Genomic DNA, 20,830 nt, shown 5'->3' on the forward strand with positions numbered 1-20,830 from the left:
CAGCGAAGACGCGCAGCGCGCCCAGCCAGCGCCCGCCGCGAGCGCAGTGATTCCTCACGGAACGCCCAGGTCAGGACTCGCGGCCGGTGTAGTTGGGGGCCTCGACGGTCATCTTCACGTCGTGCGGGTGGGACTCCTTGAGCCCGGCCGCCGTGATGCGCACGAACTGGCCGTTGGCCTTCAGCTCGGGGATGGTGCGCGCCCCCACGTAGAACATCGACTGGTGCAGCCCGCCGACCAGCTGGTAGACGACGTCGGCCAGCGCCCCGGAGAAGGGCACCTGCCCCTCGATGCCCTCGGGGATGATCTTGTCATCCCCGGAGACGTCGGCCTGGAAGTAGCGGTCCTTGGAGTAGGACTTGCGGCCGCGCGAGCTCATCGCCCCGAGCGACCCCATGCCCCGGTAGCGCTTCCACTGCTTGCCGTTGACAAATACGAGGTCCCCCGGGGACTCGGCACAGCCGGCCAGCAGGGAGCCCAGCATGACGGTGTCAGCCCCGGCCACCAGCGCCTTGGCGATATCGCCGGAGTACTGCAGGCCGCCGTCGGCGATCAGCGGCACGCCTGCGGGAGTGCAGGCGCGGGCAGCCTCGTACACGGCAGTCACCTGGGGCACGCCGACGCCGGCCACCACCCGGGTGGTGCAGATCGAGCCCGGCCCAACCCCCACCTTGACGGCGTCAACACCGGCGTCGATGAGCGCCTGCGCGCCCTCACGGGTGGCCACATTGCCGCCGATCACCTCGATGCCGGAGAAGGCCGGGTCGTGCTTGATCCGGGAGATCATCTCCAGGGCCAGCTTGGCACCACCGTTGGCGGTGTCCACCACGATCACGTCCACGCCGGCCTCGGCCAGGGCGCCGGCACGCTCCCAGGTGTCGCCCCAGTAGCCGACGGCGGCGCCGACCACCAGGCGGCCCGCCTCGTCCTTGGTGGCGTTGGGGTACTGCTCGGTCTTGACGAAGTCCTTAACGGTGATCAGCCCGGACAGGCGGCCGTCGGCGTCGATGATCGGCAGCTTCTCGATGCGGTGCTCGGCCAGCAGCGCCTTGGCGTCCTCGCGGGAGATGCCGGCCGGGCCGGTGATCAGCCGTTCGCGCGGGGTCATGCACTCGCGCACCGTCAGGGTGTCCCAGCGCTCGGTAGGCACGAAGCGCAGGTCACGGTTAGTGATGATGCCCAGCAGGTTCCCGGCGTCGTCGACGACCGGCAATCCGGACACCTTGTATTGGCCGCACAGCTCGTCCAGCTGGGAAATGGTGGCGTCCGGGCCCACCGTGACCGGATCGGAGACCATGCCGGACTCCGAGCGCTTAACCCGACGCACGTGCTGGGCCTGCTCCTCGATCGACAGGTTGCGGTGCAGGATGCCGATGCCGCCCTGCCGGGCCATGGCGATGGCCATGTCGGACTCGGTGACGGTGTCCATGGCGGCGCTCAGCAGCGGGGTGGCCAACGAGATCTTACGGGTCAGGCGGGAGGTCGTATCGACTTCGGAGGGGATGACGTCGGTGAGCCTGGGCAGCAGGAGGACGTCGTCGTAAGTCAGGCCGGTGGGTGCGAAGATGTCGGGGCTGGTGATCGGGTCGCTCACGGAATCATCGTAGAACCCGCGCGGCGAGCGACGCACGTCGAGATCCGCCACACGCCGCCGCCATCCTCGACGCGCCGGATACGGCTGTGGGGTGGCAGGCACGTGCCTGCCACCCCACAACGAGCTATGGCGAAACGCCGGCGAGCTACCGGTCAGCGGGTGACGACCGCCAGGACGTCGCGGGCGGACAGGATCAGGTAGTCCTCGCCGTCGTACTTGACCTCGGTGCCGCCGTACTTGGAGTAGATGACGACGTCGCCCTCTGCGACGTCGACGGGGATGCGCTTGCCGGAGTCGTCGACACGGCCCGGGCCCACGGCCACGACCTTGCCCTCCTGCGGCTTCTCCTTGGCGGTGTCCGGAATGACCAGACCGGACGCGGTGGTCTGCTCGGCCTCGACCGTCTGCACGACGATGCGGTCCTCGAGCGGCTTGATGGAGATCGACATGTCGTTCTCCCCTTCTCGCTTCTTGATTGGCGGGTAAATGACTGGTTGCCGCATCCCGGGGTGTCGAGCCGCCGTCGCGGGGGTCGGTCCGGCACGGATGATGCGGGTCACGCGGGGTCGCCTAAGCGCCTCGCGCACCACAGCAGAATCTACGCGCGGCTTTAGCACTCAGTCAACGCGAGTGCTAAAGCAGTCATGGCGGTTCGCCGTAGGCGTGCTCCGCCAGGCGCCCGCCACCCAACACGTCCTGCCCCTAGCCGAACCACCTTCGGCATTGCGGCAATGCGCCGGGCCGACGGGCGGCCCCGCTGCCTCTCCCAGCCTACCCGCGGGCGGCTCACGCCGCCCTGGCGGCCCGTGTCCAGGCGATGGCCTCGTCCACGCTGGTCTCCCGGTCCCCTAGCAGCGGGGTGCGATCGGTGAGTACGTCCCAGCCGGCCTTCACCGCCGCCCCGCGCTCCCGCAGCCAGCTGTATGCCCAGGTGGAGCGGTTGGCGCGGGCGCGCACGTCACCCACTCCGGATGCATCCACGCCCACGGCCCGGCACACCGCCACCGCACGCGCCTCGTGGAAGTCCTGGCTGACCACAATCGCCTCGGAGACGCCAAACACCTTCCGGGCCCGCACGCAGGTGGCGTAGGTGTCGAAACCTGCATAGTCCACGGCGATCGCCCCGCTCGGAATCCCTATGGACACCAGGTACTCGTACATGGCGATGGGCTCGTTGTAGCTGGCCTGGCCGTTGTCGCCGGACACGAGGATGGCCTCCACCCGCCCGGACTCGTACAGGTCAGCGGCCACGTCCAGCCGGTAGCGCAGCCACGGAGACGGCTCCCCGGAGGAGTACACCGACGCGCCCAGGACGACGGCGACCGGCGCGACCGCATCATCATCCGCGGCCCCGTGGTCCGTCACGTGCCCCGCGGCTGCAGCCCATACCCAGGCATTGGGCAGCGCCACCACCGCCACCGCGAGCGCAACCAGCCCGCCCAGGGCCCAGCGCCAGCGGCGTCGTCTGTCGCGTCGTGCCACGCGATTCCTCCTTCGTCTGCCCCGGTTCGCCCAGCCAGCGGCTAGGGAGTGGGGCTTTTGTGGTGTGCCAGTGATGCCCTGCAGGCGTCACCCCGTACGGACGTGTCAGCGTAGCGGCATAGGGAGCCGGCGTCGGGGATGTTCGCCTCCGGCAGCGCATCGGGACCGTGCGCGCAGCGGAGCGCCGCCACCTGGAGCCCCGGGGGAGGTAGCATTCACCAGGCAGGCCGCGGCGGGGGGCGCCGGTCCACGAACCGTGAGGCGTCTCTAACCGTGAGACGCCTCTCCGGATGCGGCGCGCGGGCAGGCAGGCATGTCATGATTCTCGGCGATGGACGGCTTCGACCTCGCCCCGCTGCTGACTCCCGAAGGTTGGCGGCTGCTCGAATCTCTGCCACCGTACGATCCCGACCAGGCACTCGCCCTGGGCGAGTCCCTGCGCCGCGAGGGTTATTCCTCCGCGCTGGTCGCCGCTGCGCTGACACAACAGCGTCTGCGCCAACGCGCCGCCTCCAAGTTCGGCCCCTTCGCGGAGCGCATGCTGTTCACCTCCGACACCCTGGAGCAAGCCACCCGGCTGACGGTCGCCGCCCATCACGCCTCCCGCTACGCGCGCGCCGGCATTCAGTACGTGGCCGACCTAGGCTGCGGCATCGGCGGCGACGCACTGGCACTGGCGTCATTGTGCCCTCGCGTACTGGCAGTGGACGGGGACGAGCCGACGGCGGCGCTCGCCACCGTCAACCTCTCCCCCTTCCCGAACACCGAGGTGCGCTGCGCCGATGCGCTGGAAGTGGATCTGGCGGCCGCTGGCGTGGACGCGGTCTTCGCTGATCCGGCGCGCCGCTCCGGCGGGCGGCGCATCACCGACCCCGAGCGCTGGTCCCCGCCGCTGGGACGGGTACTGGCTCTGCGCGAGCAGGTGGCGGCGCTCGGCGTCAAGGTTGCCCCGGGGATCGACCATGCGCTGCTGCCGGAAGACGCCCAAGTGCAGTGGGTGAGCGTAGACGGCGAGGTGGTCGAGGCCGGTATCTGGTGCGGCCCCCTGGCTCCGGAGGGACCCGGCCGCTCCGCCCTGGTCCTGCGCTCCGGCGGAGACGGCAATCCCGCCGCCCACGTACTGACCGACCCCGACTGCACGGACCCCACGGCCCCGCCCGCTCAAGTCGAGCCTGTAACCGGAGTGGAGGACCTGGGCGCTGTCATTCACGAGCCGGACGGCGCGGCCATCCGTGCGGGCCTGGTAGCCCACCTCGCGGGCCGCCTGGATGCACGCCCAGTCGGGCACCGCATCGCCTACCTGACGGGTGCGCGGCCCGCCGGGCCGGAGCTGGCCCCCTTCGTACGCTCCTGGAGGCTGGTGGAGGTGCTCCCCCTGCACCTAAAGGCGCTGCGGGCCCGCGTGCGCGATCGCGGCATCGGCCACCTGGAGATTCACTCCCGCGGCGTGGAGATCTCCCCCGACGCGCTGCGCGCCTCCCTGCGCCCGCGGGGCGACACCGGAGAGGTCTGGCTGTTGACCCGTATCGGCCCACGCGGCGAGGGCGGGCGCGGCCGCTCCCCGAGGGGCGCCGTGCTCGTCGTCGAACCGCTCAGCCGGCCGGAGGCCGACGCGCAGGCCCCTGCGCACGCATCGCCTCCCCCAGCACGTGTCCAGGTACGTAACGATCATCCTTCACCGTAAACGTACGCAAGTGTCCCTGCTCAACGCCTCCGAGAGGAGCTCCGTCATGACACCTACTACCCCCGCATTCACCCGGACGCCGCGCGCACATCTGCTGCATCGCACGGATCTGCCCTTCGCCCGCTCCGCCCGCTCCACGCTCGGGATCGAGTGGGAGCTGCAGCTGGTGGACAGCGACAGCCTGGACCTGCGCCAGTGCGCCGCAGACGTGCTGCGCCTGGTTGGCCAGGATCCGAATATCCACGGCGAGATGATGCTCAACACCGTGGAGCTGGTCTCCGGGGCCCGCCGCACCGTCGCACAGTGCATTGAGGACATTGCGCTCGCCTATGACCGGCTGCTTCCCGTCGTCGAGCCGCTGCGGGTGCAGCTGGCCAGCGCCGGCACGCACCCCTTCGCCGACCCGCTGGTGCAGAAGGTCACCGACGCCGAGCGCTATGCGCGGCTCGTGGAACGCACCCGGCTGTGGGGGCACCAGATGCTCATCTTCGGCACGCATGTGCACGTGGGCATAGAGGACCGCAGCAAGGTGCTGCCCATCTTGTCCGCCCTGCTCACGCGCGCCGCGCACCTGCAGTGCCTGAGCGCCTCTTCGCCCTTCTGGGCGGGTGCCTCCACCGGCTATGCGGATAACCGCGCCATGATGTTCCAGCAGTTGCCGACGGCGGGAGCCCCCCACCAGCTGAACTCCTGGGATGAGCTGGAGGGCTTCGTGGGCGATATGGTTCACACCGGCGTCATTGAGGACTTCACGGAGGTCCGCTGGGATGTGCGCCCGTCGCCGCGGCTGGGCACCATCGAAGTCCGGTCCTGCGACGCCGCCACCAACCTCACAGAGCTGGGCGGCATCGCCGCCCTCACCCAGTGCCTGGTCGAGGACTTCTCCCGCCGCCTGGATCGCGGTGAGCAATTGGACGCGCTGCCGCCCTGGTACGTCAATGAGAATAAGTGGCGCTCCGCCCGCTACGGCATGGACGCCATTTTGATCACGGACTCAGCCGGCACGGAGGAGCTGGTGACGGAGACGGTCGAGCGGATGCTCACCGAGTTGGAGCCGGTGGCGAGCGACTTGGGCTGCGAGTCCGAACTGGACAGCGTCCGGGTGACCTTGGAGGCCGGCGCCTCCTACCAGCGCCAGCTCGCCGCCGCCGAGGCGACCAACAGCAACGAGGCCGCTATGCGCCTGCTGCTGGAGGAGGTGCGCGCCGGACGGCCACTGGCCCCCGCAGAGGTCACCGCCCTGGTTTCTGACGGCATCCACCCCGGCCCCGCCACCCCTCCCCGGCGCCACTTGCGAAACCGGCACAAGTAACGCACCGAGGTCGGTTATATCTACCGACCTCGGTGAGAAGAGGGGCGAGGTAGGCGGGGCAGGCGGGAGGCCGACCTATAGCGCCTGTAGCGCCCTATGGGCTCAGTGGGCCACGGGGATGTCCAGGGGCATGCCGGAGTCGGGGCCGAAGTCCATGGGGCTCGGCTCCACTCCCGCGCGCACGGCCGCCGCGCCCAGGGCGGCGATCTGGGCGCCGTTGTCCGTGCAGTACTTCAGCGGCGGCAGCCGCAGGGTAATGCCGGCCGCCTCGCAGCGCTGCGCCGCGAGCGCCCGCAGCCGCGAATTGGCGGAGAAGCCACCGCCGATCACCAGGGTGTCGCAGCCAGTGTCCTGGCAGGCGCGCACCGCCTTTGCGGTCAGCGAGTCATTGACCGCCTCGGAGAAGGCGGCGCACACGTCTGCGGCGGGCACCTCCTGGCCGGCGTCCGCCATGGACTCCACGTAGCGGGCGACCGCCGTCTTCAGCCCGGAGAAGGAGAAGTCGTAGCGGTGGCGCTCACGGTCCTTGGCGGCGGCCAGTCCGCGGGGGAAGCGGATCGCCTCGACGTCTCCCTGCTGCGAGAGCCGGTCGACGTGCGGGCCGCCCGGGTAGGGCAGGCCGAGCAGGCGGCCGACCTTGTCGAAGGCCTCCCCGGCGGCGTCGTCGAGGGTGCCGCCCAGCTCGACGACGTCGGTGGCCAGGTCGTGGATGTCCAGCAGGCTGGAGTGGCCGCCGGAGACGATCAGGCCGATGAAGTGCTCGGGCGCGGGCCCGTCGATGAGTTCGTCGACGGCAATGTGCCCGATGACGTGGTTGACGCCGTAGATGGGCTTGGCGAGGGACGCGGCCAGCGCCTTGGCGGCGCTTACGCCGACGGTGAGGGAGCCGATCAGCCCGGGGCCGGCGCTGACGGCTATGGCGTCAACGTCGCCCAGATCCACTCCGGCCCGCTCCAGCGCGGCGTCCAGGGTGGGCAGGAAGGACTCCAGGTGGGCGCGGGAGGCGATCTCGGGGATGATGCCGCCGAAGCGGGCGTACTCGTCCATGGAGGTGGCCACGACGTCGCCGAGCAGTTCACGGCCACGCACCAGGGCGACGCCGGTCTCGTCGCAGGTGGACTCGATGCCGAGGATCAGTGGTTCACTCACGGCGCCCAAGCGTAGCCCGCCCGCAGCCCGGGTGGGGCAGGGCCGGTCAGTAGTGGCTGACTACGGTGGTGCCGGTCTCGGCCCAGTCGTAGTACCAGTGGGCCTCGTCCTCGGGCAGGTTGATGCAGCCGTGCGAGCCGGCGTCGGCCCCGACGCCGAAGTACTTGGCCCAGGGGGCGGAGTGGATCGCGTAGTTGCCCTGCCAGTAGGTCACCCAGGCGACGTCCTTCTGGCAGTAGGACCAGCCGGCGCTGCAACCCAGGTCCTGCTTCGCGTAGCTCAGGTATACCTCGTAGGTGCCGGTGATGGTCTCATTCCCGGGGCCGCCGTGGTTCATGAGAACCGGGCCGTGCACCTGCTCGTAGCCCTCATAGGCGGTGATGGTGGAGTCGGTGAGGTTGATGTCGATCCACTTCTCGTCGGCCTCGGCGGCGTAGGCGAAGCGGTCAGTGCCGGAGGAGACCACCCGCTGCTCAGCGTCTGCCTCCACCTCCTGTACGGCCAGCTCACCGCTGTAGGAGTCGTGCGCCTCCAAGGCGGCAATGATGGAGTCGGTGACCGCATCGCGGTTGGTGACCTCCAGGCCCGCCTGGGCGGGCCTGGCGGGCTCGAGCAGGTTGCCGTCGGCGTCGACGTTATCGATCGCACTGATCGGGTCCAGTTCGACCGAGGCGGCCGCCTGGTCAACCCAGGCGGCGACGCTCTCCTTCAGCAGCACGGCAACAAGTTCGCCGTCGACGGCGGTCGTGCCCACCCAGGAGGCGCGGGTGGCGGCATCGGCCTGGATGGTCTCCCCCGCGCCGGTGACCGTCACCTCGGGAGCGATGAGCGCGTCGGCGTCGGCCGCTGCCGCCTCGGCAGCGGCGTAGGAGACGCTCGGGGCGACGTCGGTCAGGGGCAGCTGCGTGCTCTGGGAGGTCAGGGTGGTGGCGGCGGACTCGACTAATGCTGTCAGTGAGGCCAGGTCCACGCCCCTCCCGTCGCTGCCGGCGACAGCCTCAAAGGCGTCCCCGTCGGCGCTGGGCTGGATGGATGCGTTGACTGCCGGAGTACCCACCTGGGTGTTGATGCGCTCAGCGAGCGCAGCCACGGCCTCAGCGTCCACAGAGACAGCCGGAGCCGCCCCGGCGTGGTCCACGAGGGCGAAGGACACCGACTGCGCGATATCGCCACCGTCCACCAGGGCATCGGCCAGGGACAATGCGTCGACGCGGCCGCCTGCTTGATCCAGCGGTACCTCGACGGTCTGCCCGGCGACGGTGACGGAGACAGTGGTGCTGGCAGCCCGGGTGGCGACGACGTCGGCGACCTCATCACGGGTCATGCCGGCCACGCTCTGCCCGCCAATGCTGGTTCCGGCGGGGGCGAGGTCGGCCGCGTAGGCGGCGTGCCCTGAGACTCCGGCCAGCGGGGCCGCCAGGACGAGCGCAAGCAGCAGTGACAGCACTCGCCTGCGGGCGCGCAGACTGTTAGCTGCATGTCTGGGCGTATGCGCAGCGTCATCGCGTCGCCACTGCGGGAACCTCTTCACCATACCTCCGGCCAAGGAAGTGTAACGGAGCCTGACGGGGAGAAAGTAACGATACAGCCGTCACCTGTGGGAGGCCACCGGCAGCCGCTGTGGCACACGCCGCCCGGAAGCACGCCGCCCGGCGTTATCGCCCGTGCACAGGGGTGTCCGGCCCGCCCTGATTCATACGACGCCGCGCAGCAGCTCTGAGCTGAGCTGCTGCGCGGCGCGAGTGTGGGGCCTCAGCCGGAGCCGAGCGCCTCAGGCGGTGGCCTTCTGCCCCTTCCACAGGGCGTGGCCGAGGTCGCGGTTCAGCCGGGTGATGACCTCCAGCGGCACCGACTTGGGGCACACGGCCGCGCACTCACCGATGTTGGTGCAGCCGCCGAAGCCCTCGGCATCGTGCTGGTTCAGCATGTTGACCACGCGGGCGAGGCGCTCCGGCTGGCCCTGCGGCAGCAGGCCCAGGTGGGAGATCTTCGCGCCGGTGAACAGCATGGCTGAGGCGTTCGGGCAGGCAGCCACGCAGGCGCCGCAGCCGATGCAGGCGGCGGCCTCGAAGGCGGCGTCGGCCTTGTCCTTCTGCACGGGCACGGAGTGCGCCTCCGGGGCGGCGCCGGTGTTGACCGAGATGTACCCGCCGGCCTGGACAATGCGGTCCAGCGCGGAGCGGTCCACGATCAGGTCCTTGAGCACCGGGAATCCCGTGGAGCGCCAGGGCTCGATGGTGATGGTGGAACCGTCCTTGAAGGAGGGGTCCTCCGCCAGGTGGCGCATGTGCAGCTGGCAGGTGGTGGAGCGGATCGGCCCGTGGGCCTGCCCGTTGATGACCACGCCGCACTGCCCGCAAATGCCCTCACGGCAGTCCGAGTCGAAGGCTACGGGTTCCTTGCCCTCGGCGAAGAGCTGCTCGTTGAGCAGGTCGAGGACCTCGAGGAAGCTCATGTGCTCCTCGATGCCAGTCATCGAGTACTCCTCGAAGTGGCCCTCCGAGTTCTGGTTCTTCTGGCGCCAGATCTTCAGCTTGATGTTCACTTGTAACTCCGCTGCTTGAGCTCGATGTCCTTGTAGATGAGGTCCTCCTTGTGGAGGATCGGGGGCTGGTTCTCGCCGCCCCACTCCCAGGCCGCCACGTAGAGGAACTCGTCGTCGTGGCGCAGCGCCTCGCCCTCGGGGGTCTGGGACTCGGCGCGGAAGTGACCACCGCAGGATTCGCGGCGGTGCAGGGCGTCGATGCACATCAGCTCGGCCAGCTCGAAGAAGTCGAGCAGTCGGCCCGCCTTCTCCAGCGCCTGGTTGAGCTCCATGGCCTCGCCGGTGACGCGGGCGTCCCGCCAGAACTCCTCCTTGAGGGCGCGGATCTGACGGATCGCCTCCCGCAGTCCCTCGTCGCGGCGCTCCATACCGCAGTACTCCCACATGATGCGGCCCAGCGCCATGTGGAAGTCGTCCACGGAGCGGGTACCACGCAGCGCCATGAGCCGCTCAATGCGGTCCTCCACACTTCTGCGGGCCTCGGCTACCTCCGGGGCGTCCGGATCCGCCTTGCCCTCGCGAAGCATGTCCGCCAGGTAGTCGTTGAGCGTGTCCGGCAGCACGAAGTATCCGTCGGCCAGCCCCTGCATGAGGGCGGAGGCCCCCAGGCGGTTCGCGCCGTGGTCGGAGAAGTTGGCCTCGCCGGCCACGTACAGGCCCGGGATGTTGGACTCCAGGTCATAGTCGACCCACAGTCCGCCCATGGTGTAGTGCACCGCCGGGTAGATGCGCATGGGGACCTCGTAAGGATCGTCTCCCGTGATGCGCTGGTACATCTCGAACAGGTTCCCGTAGCGGGCGGAGACGGCGTCCCGGCCAAGTCGGCCGATGGCCTCGGAGAAGTCCAGGTAGACGCCGCGGCGCATCATGCGCTCGTTGCCCTGCGCGTCCCGCTCCTTGATGGCGGGGCCGACGCCACGCCCCTCGTCGCACATGTTCTTCGCCTGCCGGGAGGCGATGTCGCGCGGGACCAGGTTGCCGAAGGCCGGGTAGATGCGCTCCAGGTAGTAGTCGCGGTCCTCCTCCGGGATGTCGCGCGGGTCCTTGTCGCAGTCCTCGGCCTTCTTGGGCACCCAGATGCGGCCGTCGTTGCGCAGCGACTCACTCATCAGGGTCAGCTTGGACTGGAAGTCGCCGGACTGGGGATGCAGGTCGGGTGGATCTGCGTGTAGCAGGGGTTGGCGAAGTAGGCGCCCTTGCGGTGCGCCCGCCAGATGGCCGTGGCGTTGCAGCCCATGGCGTTGGTGGACAGGAAGAACACGTTGCCGTAGCCGCCGGTGCACAGTACGACGGCGTCAGCCAGGTGGGTGTCGATCTCACCGGTGACCATGTCGCGGGTCACGATGCCGCGGGCGCGGCCGTCGATCACGATCAGCTCGACCATCTCGTGGCGGCGGTACTCCTTGACGGTGCCCGCGTGGACCTGCCGCTCCAGGGCCTGGTAGGCGCCGATCAGCAGCTGCTGTCCGGTCTGGCCGCGGGCGTAGAAGGTACGGGAGACCTGCACGCCACCGAATGACCGGTTGTCCAGCAAGCCGCCGTACTCGCGGGCGAAGGGCACGCCCTGGGCGACGCACTGGTCGATGATGTTGGCACTGACCTCGGCCAGCCGGTAGACGTTGTCCTCCCGGGCGCGGTAGTCACCGCCCTTGACGGTGTCGTAGAACAGGCGGTAGACGGAGTCGCCGTCGTTGCGGTAGTTCTTCGCGGCGTTGATGCCGCCCTGGGCGGCGATGGAGTGCGCCCGGCGGGCGGAGTCCTGGTAGAAGAAGCACTTGACGTTGTAGCCCTGCTCCCCCAGTGACGCGGCGGCGGCGCCGCCGGCCAGGCCGGAGCCGACCACGATCACGTCGAGCTTGCGGCGGTTGGCGGGGTTGACCAGCTGGGCGTTGAACTTGCGCTGCTCCCAGCGCTGAGCAATCGGGACGTCGTGCGGCGCCTTGGTGTCGGCGATCTTCTCGCCCTCGAGGTACAGGCCTTCGATGAGTTCAGTCATCATTCACTCGCTCTCGATCAGTGGGCGGCGCAGTGGGCGAACTGCTCGGAGGCCGAGCCGATCGCGTCGCAGAACTGGGGGTAGTAGTCGGCCGCGGCCATCGGGGCGTCGACCCAGCCGAACAGGATCGCCGTCGGCACGGACATGAACACGGCGAACAGGCCGAAGGCAACGACGAAGGCGATCAGGCGGATGAGGGGGACGGTGTTGCCGCGGGTGGCGCCGAGGGTCTGCAGCGCCGACCAGACGCCGTGCCACACGTGCAGGCACAGGGCCGCGAGCGCCACCAGGTAGATCAGGTAGACCCACCACAGCTGGAAGCCGTAGTACATGTTGGCGTAGGCGCGCCCGTGGACGTACTCGCCGCCTGGGGTCAGCGTCAGGGTGGTGAACTGCAGGATGTGCCAGATGATGAACAGCAGCAGGATGACACCGCCCCACCGCATGGTGCGCATGGCGTAGCGGGAGGCGAAGTAGTCGGCTCCCGGCTTCTTGACCTCGTACTTGTCATTCCCGCGGGCCTTGCGGTTGCGGTACCAAAGGTGGAAGGCACTACCCGCGTGCGCCAGCAGGCACGCCAGGAGTACAGCGCGCAGGATCCACAGCACGCCGCCGTAGGGCATGAGGGGCTCAAGCAGGGTGCGCAGCCAGACCGCGTAGTGGTCATAGGCCATCTCACCGTCGAAGTAGTGGGTGTTGCCGTAGGCGTGCAGCACCAGATAGACGATGAAGACGATGCCCGACCAGGCCATCAGGCGCTTAATGAAGACCGTCGTCGTGTACGCGGCCTTCTTCTTGGGGGGAGCAGACGTTTTGACCACGGCAGCAGTTTACGAACCACCATCAGCCCTTGGTCCCAATCCTCCGCGCCACTCTTGAGCAGATATAAGACATCCTTGCTACGACGCGGAAAACCTGGAGTCTGCGTGCGGCAATCGGCCTCCGCCGAGCGGCCGCATCCGACCTGCCGCGGCCCGCGGACGCCCCCATTTCGTCACATCATTGTCAGACAAATATCAGGGCCCGCGGGAATCTCCCGCACTCCGCACAGGCCCCTTGCAGCTTCAGGCGCCCGTCGCGGCGTCCTGCAGGCCGCGACGCATGACGATGGCGTCCTCCACCGGCGCCAGGTAGTAGCGCCGCCGTCGCCCGATCGGGGCGAAGCCGTGGTTCGTGTACAGCCGCTGGGCACCCGCGTTGGAGGCGCGCACCTCCAACAGCACGGCGCGGCAGCCCGCTTCCGCCGCTACCCGCACCAGCGCCTCCAGCAGGGCCGAGGCCACTCCCCGACGCCGCGCGGCGGGGACGGTGGCGATGGTGAGCAGGTCGGCGTCCCCGCGGCCGTCCCCGTACCACAGGCCGGCATAGCCGACGATGCCCAGGTGACCGGCGGGCTCCTCAGTCGCCTCAGCGATCAGGTAGGCGCGGTCGGCACCCGGACCGGTGGTGCGGTCCAGCTCGGCGGCGAGCGCGGCCGGGCTCCAGGCCTCAGCGCCGAACAGCTCGGGCTCCAGGCGAGAGATCATCTCCAGGTCGGTGGGCGTCATGGGACGCAGCCGCACCCCCGGCGGGGCGGAGCCCACGGCGGATACGGGCGGGTTCACCGGGCGGGCCCCGCGGACATGTGCACGTCAGGCCGCCGCAGGTAGAGCGGTTGTACGCCCAGCCCGGCCTCCCGTAGCGCCTCCTCCTCAGAATTCGGAAGCACACCCAGGCGGGCTAGGGCGACACGCACCTGTGCCGCGGCGTCACCGGAGACGAGGGCCAGCGCCTCACGGCCGGCGACCAGCTCGGGATACAGGGCGGCCCCGGATCCGGCCACGGCGTCGGCGGGGGGCCGCACGCCGTTGTTCTCGCGATCGCGCAGCGCTGCGGGGGTGAGGACCTCGTACTCACCCAGGCGCTCGACGTCGTCGCGGCCCCGGGCCCGGTAGCGGGCGGTGTAGACCTCCTTGCGGCGCGCATCGGTGGCGACCAGGACGGTGGCCGTACTTGCCGCTTCCCGGTCGCGCCGCACGAGCTCGTCAAGAGCGGTGCGGGCCACGGCGTCGAGGCTGGGGACGCCGTAGACGGGTATGCCGCGGGCGCGTGCCACGGCGCGGGCGGTGACCAGCCCGGCGCGCAGACCGGTGAAGGGCGCCGGACCGGTGGCGGCGACGACGGCGTCGAGCGGGGCGGCGGCCACCTCCGGGTCGGCGAGCGCGTCGGCGAGCATGGGGCCGAGGGACTCGGCGTGACGGCGGGGGCTGTCCTGCTGCGCCGCGACCAGGATGTTCAGGCCCATGCCGGCGGCGGTTGCGTCGGGAGTGCCGCCGCCTGCGGCGTCGGCTACAAGCAGCTGCGTTCCCAACGATGAGTCGATGGAGAGGATGCGCACGGGCGCAAGCCTAGATGAGTGATCCCGGCTGTGCGATCGGCCGCCGGGGCGTCAGCCGGCCAGCGGGCCGAGGTCGACGCCGGCCCAGCGGGGGCCGACGGCGGTGACGGTGATGGTGCGGCGGCCGTCGTCGGCCTGCTCCAGGTCGGTGACCGATCCGGGGCCGACGGCGGGTGCGGCCAGTCCGCCGTGGGGGCGCGCGACGGTGATCTCCAGGCGATCGCGCGACAGCGCCTCCGCCTTGCCCTCCCCCCACTCCATGAGGGTGACCGAGTCGGCGACGGAGGAGTCCAGGTCGAGGGCGTCGAGCTCCTCCAGAGAGGAGATCCGGTAGGCGTCCACGTGAATGAGATCGGGCCCGTCGCCCGTGGCGGGGTGAACGCGGGCGATGACGAAGGTCGGTGAGGAAATGCGCCCGCGCACGCCCATGGCGGCACCGACCCCCTGGGCTAGGGTGGTCTTGCCGGCCCCCAGTCCCCCGGTGAGTACGACGACGTCGCCGGCTCGGAGCAGCGAGGCCAGGCGACCGCCCAGAGCCCGGGTGGCCTCGGCGGAGTCGGTGGGGATGCTGATTGAGGCGGCCGGGCCCGCGGGCCGGGCGGCGTCGACGCTCATGCGCGTGTCTCCTGGTAGTGCGGGGCTGGGAGCCGGGTGGCGTCGCGGCCGGTGAGCACGCGGGGGACGCGCTCACCCAGGCGGGTGACGATCTCGTAGTTAATGGTGGAGCAGACCTGGGCCCAGTCATCGGCTGTGGGGGTGGTGGCGTCGTCGCCCGCGCCCCACAGCACGACGGTGTCCCCGGCTGCGGCGGGCGGGGGCACCGGGGCGCCCTCGGGGGTGGTGGCCGGGCCGAGGTCGATGACCACCTGGTCCATGCACACGCGGCCGACGATGGCGGAGCGGATGCCGTTGACTGCGGCCGGACCGCCGTTGGAGGCGGCGCGGGGGATGCCGTCGCCGTAGCCGAGGGGGACCAGGCCGAGCCAGCGGTCGGTGGGAGCGCGCCAGGTGCCGCCGTAGGAGACCGCCTGTCCCGCCGGGATGCGCCTGACCTGGGTCAGCGGCGCCTCCAGGCGCATGGCGGGGCGCAGGTCGAGGGCCGCGGAGGTGGCAACGGCGGGGTCCGGGGACAGGCCATACAGTCCGATACCGATGCGCACCAGGTCCAGGCGGGTGTCGGGCTGCCAGAGCAGGCCGGCGGTGGCCGCCAGGTGCCGCACACGCGGGTTCAGCCCCGCTTCGGCCACAACACGCTCGGCAGCCAGGAAGCGGGACAGGTGCTTCTCGGTGGAACCGGAGGCCGGCTCATCGGCGCGAGACAAGTGGCTCCACAGTCCGACCATGGCGATGGTTCCCGACTGCTCAGCGAGTTTGATCGCTTCGGCCAGCGCAGGCAGATCAGTGGGAGTGGCGCCGCCCCGGGACATGCCGGTGTCCACCTTGAGGTGGATACGGGCCGGTCCTGGTGCGGGTTGGCCGTCGGCAGAGTCGTCCAGTTCGGCGCGGGCGGCCGCCACAATCGCGTCGAGTTGGGCGCGGGTGGACACCGACAGGTCCAGGCCGGACGCAAGCGCCGCCCGCAGCGGTGAGCCCGGCGCGGCGGCCTGCTCCGGGGTGAGCACGGGCAGCAGCCAGCACAGCAGGCGGGGCCGCTCGGGCGTGGGCACGGAGTCGGGATTGCGCGAAGGACGGGCGACGCCGGCGGCGTCGAGCAGGGCGCGCAGGCGCAGGGCCTCGGCGAGCTGGGCAACGCCGAGCCAGGTTGCGCCGGCGCGCAGGCAGGTGCGCGCCACCGGGCCGATGCCGTGGCCGTAGGCGTCGGCCTTTACCACCGCCATCCAGGGCACGCCGCCGACAGCGGCAAGCACATGGGCGTTGTGGGCGATGGCGTCGAGGTCAATGACGGCGCGGGATGTCGTCGCTGGAAGCGGAGTGCCGGTGGACGCGTTCACGGTGGCGATTGTTCCACTCCAAGCGTTCCGGCGCCTGGATGCGGCGGTGGGAAGCCGATTGGAGTCGGCGAGGGGTGGTCCCCCACGGGGGACAGTTGCGGCGCTGGAGGAGAGCGCGCAGACCCCGGCGCGGTCCCATAGTGGCATGAGCACAGCACTGAATGGGGCGGCGCCGACTGCAGGGTCAGCGCACCTCACCGCGAACATGCACGACCTGGTCGTGTCCACCGATGGCCTGACAAAGATCTACGGCGGCACGCCCGCTGTGGACCACGTGGACCTGCGCGTGCCGCGCGGCGGCGTCTACGGCTTCCTGGGCCCGAACGGCGCTGGGAAGTCCACCACCATGAAGCTGCTGCTGGGGCTGACCCGTCCCAGTTCCGGCAGCATGCAGGTGCTCGGACACCCGGTGAGCGCCCGCTCCCCGCTTCCCGCCGGCACGATCGGATCCCTGATCGAGGGGCCCTCCTTCTATCCGCGGCTGACCGGACCGGAGAACCTCGCCATGGTGTCCGACTACCTCGGCCTGCCCCGTGACCGCGTCCAGCGCGCCCTGGCCACAGTATCGCTCACCGGCCAGGACAAGAAGCTGGTCAAGGACTACTCGCTGGGTATGAAACAGCGCCTCGGACTGGCCATGGCGCTGCTGGCCCACCCACCACTCATGCTCCTGGATGAGCCCACCAACGGCCTGGACCCGGCCGGCGTCGCCGAGATCCGCGAGCTGATCGTGGACCTGGCCCGGCAAGAGGGCACCACCGTCATCGTCTCCTCCCACATCCTGTCCGAAATCGAGCAGATGGCCGACGTGGTCGGCATCATCTGCGCCGGACAGCTGCGCTACCAGGGACCGCTTGCCGGTCTGCAGGATGCCGGGGTCATCGACTTCACCGTCTCCGACCCGTCGCGTGTCGCAGGCCTCTTCGCCGAGCAGCGCATCCGGTACCAGGTTCATGGCCGGACCGTGCGCACGCCGATGCTCCCCGAGGGCGTGGTGGGCGAGCTGGTGACTCGCATCGTGCACGGCGGCGGCACCGTGTTCCGGGTGCAGACCGTCCGCAAGACACTGGAGCAGGCATTCCTGGAGCTGACCGATCCGCTCGGTTCGCCGTCGCTCCCGGTGCCCACCGCTGCTGTTCCCTCCACCGCGGTAGGAGGCAACCGATGACCGCGATCGTCATGGAGTCGCGCAAGCTCCGACGGCGTCATTTCTGGTTGATGGCGGCGGCCCTGGGCGGGCTGGTGGTGCTGTGGTCGGCGGGCCTGCTTTCAGCACGTGCAACCGGTGTGGAGCAGATGCGCCTGCTGAGCCTCGGCCTGGCCGACTCGATCAACATGACCAGCATGCTGCTTCCCCTCATTGCGGCACTGTTGGCGTCCCGTTTGGCCACGGTCGATTCCGAGGAGCGCATGGACCAGTTGCTCACCGCCCTTGGCCAGACCGAGCGCTCCCGGTTCGGCGGGAAACTGATCCTGGGCTCCTGCGCCGCCGCCGTCGGCCAGTTGGCGATGCTTGGACTCATCGCCTTGGCCGGGCCGGGCATGGGCTTACGGACCACCCCCACGGACCGGGAGCTGGTCTGGTCCATCGCCGTCGTCATGGTCGCGGCCTGCGTCGCCGCGATGGCGGCGCAACTGATATTGGCGATCTATGTGTCCAAGCAGGCGGTGGGTCTGGGCGTCGGAGCGGTGGCATCACTGTTGTGCTCCGCGCTGCCATTCATGCACCTGGGAGCGGTGGATTGGCTGTTTCCGTGGGGCATCGCCGGTGCCGCGGCGCCGCTTTCACAGGCGTCGCAGCAGGCAGGAACGGTGATTCTGGTCGAACACCCCTGGCTCAACGCCCTGTGGGCGGTATTGTCCGCGGCCGTTTGGAGCGCGCTGGCCGGATTCGTCATCAACTACCGGGAGAACCACCGATGAGCACAGCGATCACCCCTTCATTCGCCATGCCCCTGCCCCACCCACCGGCGCCCGCGTCGCCGCCGCCGAGTTCCACCGCCGCGGCGCCTTCGGTATGGGCGGCCTGGCGGTGGGAGAACCGCAAGGCCAAGGCGCCGTGGTACTGGGTGGCCCTGGTAGCGCTGTGCGGCGTCGGCATGGCCAACGGGGCAAGTAACTACCTCGACTACCGTGCGGAGTTCGCTGACCAGGGAGTCACCTGGCTGGCGGTATGGGGACAGGCGACGCTGCTGACAACCATGCTGGTCTTTCCCCTGCTGGTAGGCTCCCTGATCGCTCAGATCTGCGCGGGTGAGCACGGTGGCCGCAACTGGCAGCGCATGCACGCCAACCGGTTCCAGGGTGCCATGCTGCTGGGCAAGCTCATGCACATGGCGCAAGTCGCCTTACTGACCACGCTGGTGCTCCTGGGGGAGTTCACCATCACCGGGCTGCTGCTCGGGTTCGATCTGGCGGGCATCGGTCCCTTCCTGCTGCGGGGGATTCCCATCGCGTTGGCCGTATTCGCCACCGAGGTATTCGTCGCCTGGCTCGGCGTGATCATGACTTCCTTCGCCTCCGTCATGACCCTGGTGCTGCTGGGAAGCGTGATCGGCAGCGTCCTCGTGCTGCTGGCTCCGCAGCTCGCCCCGTACTACCCGCTGTCGGTCATGACGGCGGCGTGCAGCCCTAGAGATCTTTATAGCGTTGCCTCCGTGGGCTCGATCCTCTTCACCGCCGTGGTGAGCGCCGTCTGGACCTGCGTGTGGACAATGGCGTTGCGCCGCGCCGTTGCTAGGGTCGTCTGATGGCCGCCGCATCACAGGGGGCGCCGCAGGTGCCCCGAACCCTGATCGATCGGTTCACCGCCTGGTGGCGCACCAGCGCGCTGGGCTTGTGGGCCGTCGTCGTCGGGATGGGGCTGTTCGAGCTGGTTCTGCTGGCTCATCTGCTGGCCGAGGGACCGGTGCCCGGAGTACGTGTGTGGGCTGCGGTTAGCCTGCTCGTCGTCCTTGCCCTGCTCGGGCGGCGGCGTTGGCCGCTGGCGGTGGTGATCCTGACTGCCATGGCCTCCGCCGCCGCGGAGCTGTGGGGTCCGGGTGCGATTCTCAGTCTGCCTCCGCTGGTCGCCCTGTATTCGCTGTTCGTAAGCGCCGGAACGATCCACCGCCTGATCGGTGCGTCGGCACTGCTCGTCGGCTGGGTACTGCCACCGGCATTCAGGGGTCTGGCATATCCGCTGAGCGCTCGACTCACGCCGTACATCTTCTTCTCCGTGGCCGTGATCGCGGCTGCGGCTATCTCACGGGCCCGGCGGGAGGCCCTGGAACACGGCGACGCTCAGCTCGCCGCCCAGGCCGCCGAGCATCGACTGACGGCGCAGCGTGACGCCGCCCGCCGCCAGGCACGGGTTGCCGGGGAGCTGCACGACTCGGTGGGGCATGATCTGACCGCCATCATCGCCCTGTCGGAGGGACTGGCGGGGGCAACCGGCAGGGACGAAGTCGACGAGGCCATTGAGGTCATCAACACCCTTGCCCGCGAGGGACTCGCCGACACGCGCCGCGCCGTCAACGCCCTCCAGCCCACGCATGTGGAAACCGGCCCTCTTGACCCGGTACCCCTTAACGGCGGCTCCCACCGCGACACTTCCGGCGCCGTGGCGCCCGAGCACGGCCGGGAGGGACTGTCCGGATTGTTGGACACGGTTCGCCGGACTGGCATTGCCGTCGCCCTGACCGAGACCGGGCATCGCCCCGAGGACGCTGGAACAGGAGCGTTGGTCTTCACGGTCGTGCGTGAGGCCCTGACCAATGTCATGCGGCATGCGGATGGGGCCACGCGCGTCGTGATCTCCCTGGATCATGCCGCTGCGCTAACCCAAGTCACCGTGTCCGACGACGGCCCGACCACCCTGGGCGCCGGCACCGAGACAACAACGGTCAATCCCCGCAGCTCGGGACATGGGCTCGCACACTTGGCGGATGTGTTGGGCGAGGCCGGCGGAACCCTGAACGCCGGTCCCGGACCCGGAGGCTGGCGGCTGCGGGCCCTCATCCCCCATCGGGAGGCCGCATGAGGCCATCCACCGCCCCACGTATCAACCAGACCGGCAGGGTCATCACCGTCATGGTGGTCGATGATCAGCGCGCCGCCCACATGGGCCTATCGCTGATCATCAATCGGGCAGAAGACCTACAGGTCATCGCCCAGGCCACCGACGGGCAAGACGCACTAGATCAGCTCACGCACCTGGAAACGGACCGTCGCTCCCTCCCGGACGTGGTGCTGATGGACATCCGCATGCCCGTCCTGAACGGTGTGGAGGCCATTGCACGCATCAGCCAGCTCCATCCCTCCGTGAAGACGCTCGCCTTGACCACCTACGACCAGGACGACTACGCCTTCGGCGCCCTGTCCGCTGGGGCCTCCGGTTTCCTGCTCAAGGACACGCGCACGGCGCAGCTGCATCAGGCGATCCGGGCGGTCGCCTCCGGAGACGCCGTACTCACCCCGCGCATCACCAGGGAGCTGCTCAGGCGCCATGCCTTCCGCCCCGTCGCTTCGCCGCAGCAGCGCGCCGCCCAGGAGCGCCTCGAGCGGCTGAGTCCACGCGAACGTGAGGTCGCCGAGCTCGTGGCCCAGGGGCTGACCAACTCGGAGATCGCTCAGCGCCTGGTCATCGCCACCGACTCGGTGAAGAAGAACGTCACCCGTATCTTGGCCAAGCTGGACCTGCGCGACCGAGTGCAGCTAGTCATCCTCATGCGTGACATTGAGTCCCAGTGAAGGGGCCA

Annotated in this window: 18 protein-coding genes and 1 pseudogene; 7 read left to right on the forward strand and 12 right to left on the reverse strand. The window is 69.7% G+C overall.

Features of this window, described 5'->3' with window-relative positions:
• Positions 1 to 70 precede the first annotated feature (70 nt).
• From guaB to CWT12_RS10180, 3 genes are all read right to left on the reverse strand, one after another.
• A complete protein-coding gene (gene guaB / locus CWT12_RS10170) occupies positions 71 to 1,594 on the reverse strand; it encodes an IMP dehydrogenase (RefSeq protein ID WP_161924712.1) in 1,524 nt (507 codons plus the stop codon).
• A gap of 152 nt (positions 1,595 to 1,746) precedes the next feature.
• Positions 1,747 to 2,043, reverse strand: a complete 297-nt coding sequence (gene groES / locus CWT12_RS10175; RefSeq protein WP_092532878.1) for a co-chaperone GroES — start codon at positions 2,041 to 2,043, stop codon at positions 1,747 to 1,749.
• 337 nt (positions 2,044 to 2,380) lie between these two features.
• Positions 2,381 to 3,076, reverse strand: a complete 696-nt coding sequence (locus tag CWT12_RS10180; protein ID WP_237564140.1) for a SanA/YdcF family protein — start codon at positions 3,074 to 3,076, stop codon at positions 2,381 to 2,383.
• Between the two features lie 331 nt (positions 3,077 to 3,407).
• Here CWT12_RS10180 and CWT12_RS10185 point away from each other — a divergent pair, with 331 nt between their 5' ends.
• Positions 3,408 to 4,760 carry a class I SAM-dependent methyltransferase gene (locus CWT12_RS10185; protein WP_161924713.1) on the forward strand — a complete coding sequence of 451 codons (1,353 nt, stop codon included), beginning with the start codon at positions 3,408 to 3,410 and terminating at the stop codon, positions 4,758 to 4,760.
• 46 nt (positions 4,761 to 4,806) lie between these two features.
• Complete coding sequence (locus tag CWT12_RS10190; RefSeq protein WP_161924714.1) at positions 4,807 to 6,072, forward strand: glutamate--cysteine ligase; 1,266 nt, start codon at positions 4,807 to 4,809, stop codon at positions 6,070 to 6,072.
• A 102-nt stretch (positions 6,073 to 6,174) separates the two neighbouring features.
• On the opposite strand, the gene tsaD is transcribed toward CWT12_RS10190, so the two are convergent.
• From tsaD to alr, 9 genes and pseudogenes are all read right to left on the reverse strand, one after another.
• Complete coding sequence (tsaD, locus tag CWT12_RS10195) at positions 6,175 to 7,221, reverse strand: tRNA (adenosine(37)-N6)-threonylcarbamoyltransferase complex transferase subunit TsaD (RefSeq protein ID WP_161924715.1); 1,047 nt, start codon at positions 7,219 to 7,221, stop codon at positions 6,175 to 6,177.
• A 46-nt stretch (positions 7,222 to 7,267) separates the two neighbouring features.
• On the reverse strand, positions 7,268 to 8,755 hold the full coding sequence (locus tag CWT12_RS10200; RefSeq protein WP_161924716.1) for a L,D-transpeptidase family protein: 1,488 nt from the start codon (positions 8,753 to 8,755) through the stop codon (positions 7,268 to 7,270).
• Positions 8,756 to 8,992: 237 nt separating this feature from the next.
• On the reverse strand, positions 8,993 to 9,766 hold the full coding sequence (locus CWT12_RS10205; protein WP_086614064.1) for a succinate dehydrogenase/fumarate reductase iron-sulfur subunit: 774 nt from the start codon (positions 9,764 to 9,766) through the stop codon (positions 8,993 to 8,995).
• Positions 9,763 to 11,762: pseudogene (locus tag CWT12_RS10210) on the reverse strand (fumarate reductase/succinate dehydrogenase flavoprotein subunit). The gene CWT12_RS10205 and the pseudogene CWT12_RS10210 overlap by 4 nt, the downstream one beginning before the upstream one ends.
• Before the next feature lie 17 nt (positions 11,763 to 11,779).
• Positions 11,780 to 12,583, reverse strand: coding sequence for a succinate dehydrogenase cytochrome b subunit (locus CWT12_RS10215; RefSeq protein WP_161924717.1), 804 nt, complete (start codon positions 12,581 to 12,583; stop codon positions 11,780 to 11,782).
• A 243-nt stretch (positions 12,584 to 12,826) separates the two neighbouring features.
• Complete coding sequence (gene rimI / locus CWT12_RS10220; RefSeq protein ID WP_442862529.1) at positions 12,827 to 13,366, reverse strand: ribosomal protein S18-alanine N-acetyltransferase; 540 nt, start codon at positions 13,364 to 13,366, stop codon at positions 12,827 to 12,829.
• Positions 13,363 to 14,139, reverse strand: a complete 777-nt coding sequence (gene tsaB / locus CWT12_RS10225) for a tRNA (adenosine(37)-N6)-threonylcarbamoyltransferase complex dimerization subunit type 1 TsaB (RefSeq protein ID WP_161924718.1) — start codon at positions 14,137 to 14,139, stop codon at positions 13,363 to 13,365. Before tsaB ends, rimI begins: the two co-directional genes overlap by 4 nt.
• 51 nt (positions 14,140 to 14,190) lie before the next feature.
• On the reverse strand, positions 14,191 to 14,754 hold the full coding sequence (tsaE, locus tag CWT12_RS10230; protein WP_161924719.1) for a tRNA (adenosine(37)-N6)-threonylcarbamoyltransferase complex ATPase subunit type 1 TsaE: 564 nt from the start codon (positions 14,752 to 14,754) through the stop codon (positions 14,191 to 14,193).
• Complete coding sequence (gene alr / locus CWT12_RS10235; protein ID WP_374939176.1) at positions 14,751 to 16,100, reverse strand: alanine racemase; 1,350 nt, start codon at positions 16,098 to 16,100, stop codon at positions 14,751 to 14,753. Before alr ends, tsaE begins: the two co-directional genes overlap by 4 nt.
• Positions 16,101 to 16,236: 136 nt before the next feature.
• On the opposite strand from alr, the gene CWT12_RS10240 reads away from it, so the two are divergent.
• From CWT12_RS10240 to CWT12_RS10260, 5 genes are read left to right on the forward strand one after another with little or no spacing between them, the layout of a single operon-like run.
• Positions 16,237 to 17,259 (forward strand): ABC transporter ATP-binding protein, encoded by a 1,023-nt coding sequence (locus CWT12_RS10240; protein WP_374939171.1) that lies wholly within the window; start codon positions 16,237 to 16,239, stop codon positions 17,257 to 17,259.
• Positions 17,256 to 18,014, forward strand: coding sequence for an ABC transporter permease (locus tag CWT12_RS10245; protein ID WP_161924721.1), 759 nt, complete (start codon positions 17,256 to 17,258; stop codon positions 18,012 to 18,014). The genes CWT12_RS10240 and CWT12_RS10245 overlap by 4 nt, the downstream gene beginning before the upstream one ends.
• Positions 18,011 to 18,841, forward strand: a complete 831-nt coding sequence (locus CWT12_RS10250) for an ABC transporter permease (RefSeq protein WP_237564142.1) — start codon at positions 18,011 to 18,013, stop codon at positions 18,839 to 18,841. Before CWT12_RS10245 ends, CWT12_RS10250 begins: the two co-directional genes overlap by 4 nt.
• Complete coding sequence (locus CWT12_RS10255; RefSeq protein ID WP_161924722.1) at positions 18,841 to 20,112, forward strand: sensor histidine kinase; 1,272 nt, start codon at positions 18,841 to 18,843, stop codon at positions 20,110 to 20,112. The genes CWT12_RS10250 and CWT12_RS10255 overlap by 1 nt, the downstream gene beginning before the upstream one ends.
• Positions 20,109 to 20,822: a response regulator transcription factor gene (locus tag CWT12_RS10260; RefSeq protein WP_237564143.1), complete on the forward strand. Its 714-nt coding sequence runs from the start codon at positions 20,109 to 20,111 to the stop codon at positions 20,820 to 20,822. Before CWT12_RS10255 ends, CWT12_RS10260 begins: the two co-directional genes overlap by 4 nt.
• Positions 20,823 to 20,830: the final 8 nt, after the last annotated feature.

Source organism: Actinomyces sp. 432 (assembly GCF_009930875.1).
Taxonomy (GTDB): domain Bacteria; phylum Actinomycetota; class Actinomycetes; order Actinomycetales; family Actinomycetaceae; genus Actinomyces.

What these genes read in the sequence shown, in the direction of transcription:
- CWT12_RS10190 (WP_161924714.1), top strand. Translation starts at nt 4,807, where the DNA reads ATGACACCTACTACCCCCGCATTCACCCGGACGCCGCGCGCACATCTG.
- groES (WP_092532878.1), bottom strand. Translation starts at nt 2,043, where the DNA reads ATGTCGATCTCCATCAAGCCGCTCGAGGACCGCATCGTCGTGCAGACG.
- CWT12_RS10260 (WP_237564143.1), top strand. Translation starts at nt 20,109, where the DNA reads ATGAGGCCATCCACCGCCCCACGTATCAACCAGACCGGCAGGGTCATC.
- CWT12_RS10250 (WP_237564142.1), top strand. Translation starts at nt 18,011, where the DNA reads ATGAGCACAGCGATCACCCCTTCATTCGCCATGCCCCTGCCCCACCCA.
- tsaE (WP_161924719.1), bottom strand. Translation starts at nt 14,754, where the DNA reads ATGAGCGTCGACGCCGCCCGGCCCGCGGGCCCGGCCGCCTCAATCAGC.
- CWT12_RS10185 (WP_161924713.1), top strand. Translation starts at nt 3,408, where the DNA reads ATGGACGGCTTCGACCTCGCCCCGCTGCTGACTCCCGAAGGTTGGCGG.
- CWT12_RS10245 (WP_161924721.1), top strand. Translation starts at nt 17,256, where the DNA reads ATGACCGCGATCGTCATGGAGTCGCGCAAGCTCCGACGGCGTCATTTC.
- CWT12_RS10240 (WP_374939171.1), top strand. Translation starts at nt 16,237, where the DNA reads ATGAGCACAGCACTGAATGGGGCGGCGCCGACTGCAGGGTCAGCGCAC.
- CWT12_RS10255 (WP_161924722.1), top strand. Translation starts at nt 18,841, where the DNA reads ATGGCCGCCGCATCACAGGGGGCGCCGCAGGTGCCCCGAACCCTGATC.
- CWT12_RS10200 (WP_161924716.1), bottom strand. Translation starts at nt 8,755, where the DNA reads ATGGTGAAGAGGTTCCCGCAGTGGCGACGCGATGACGCTGCGCATACG.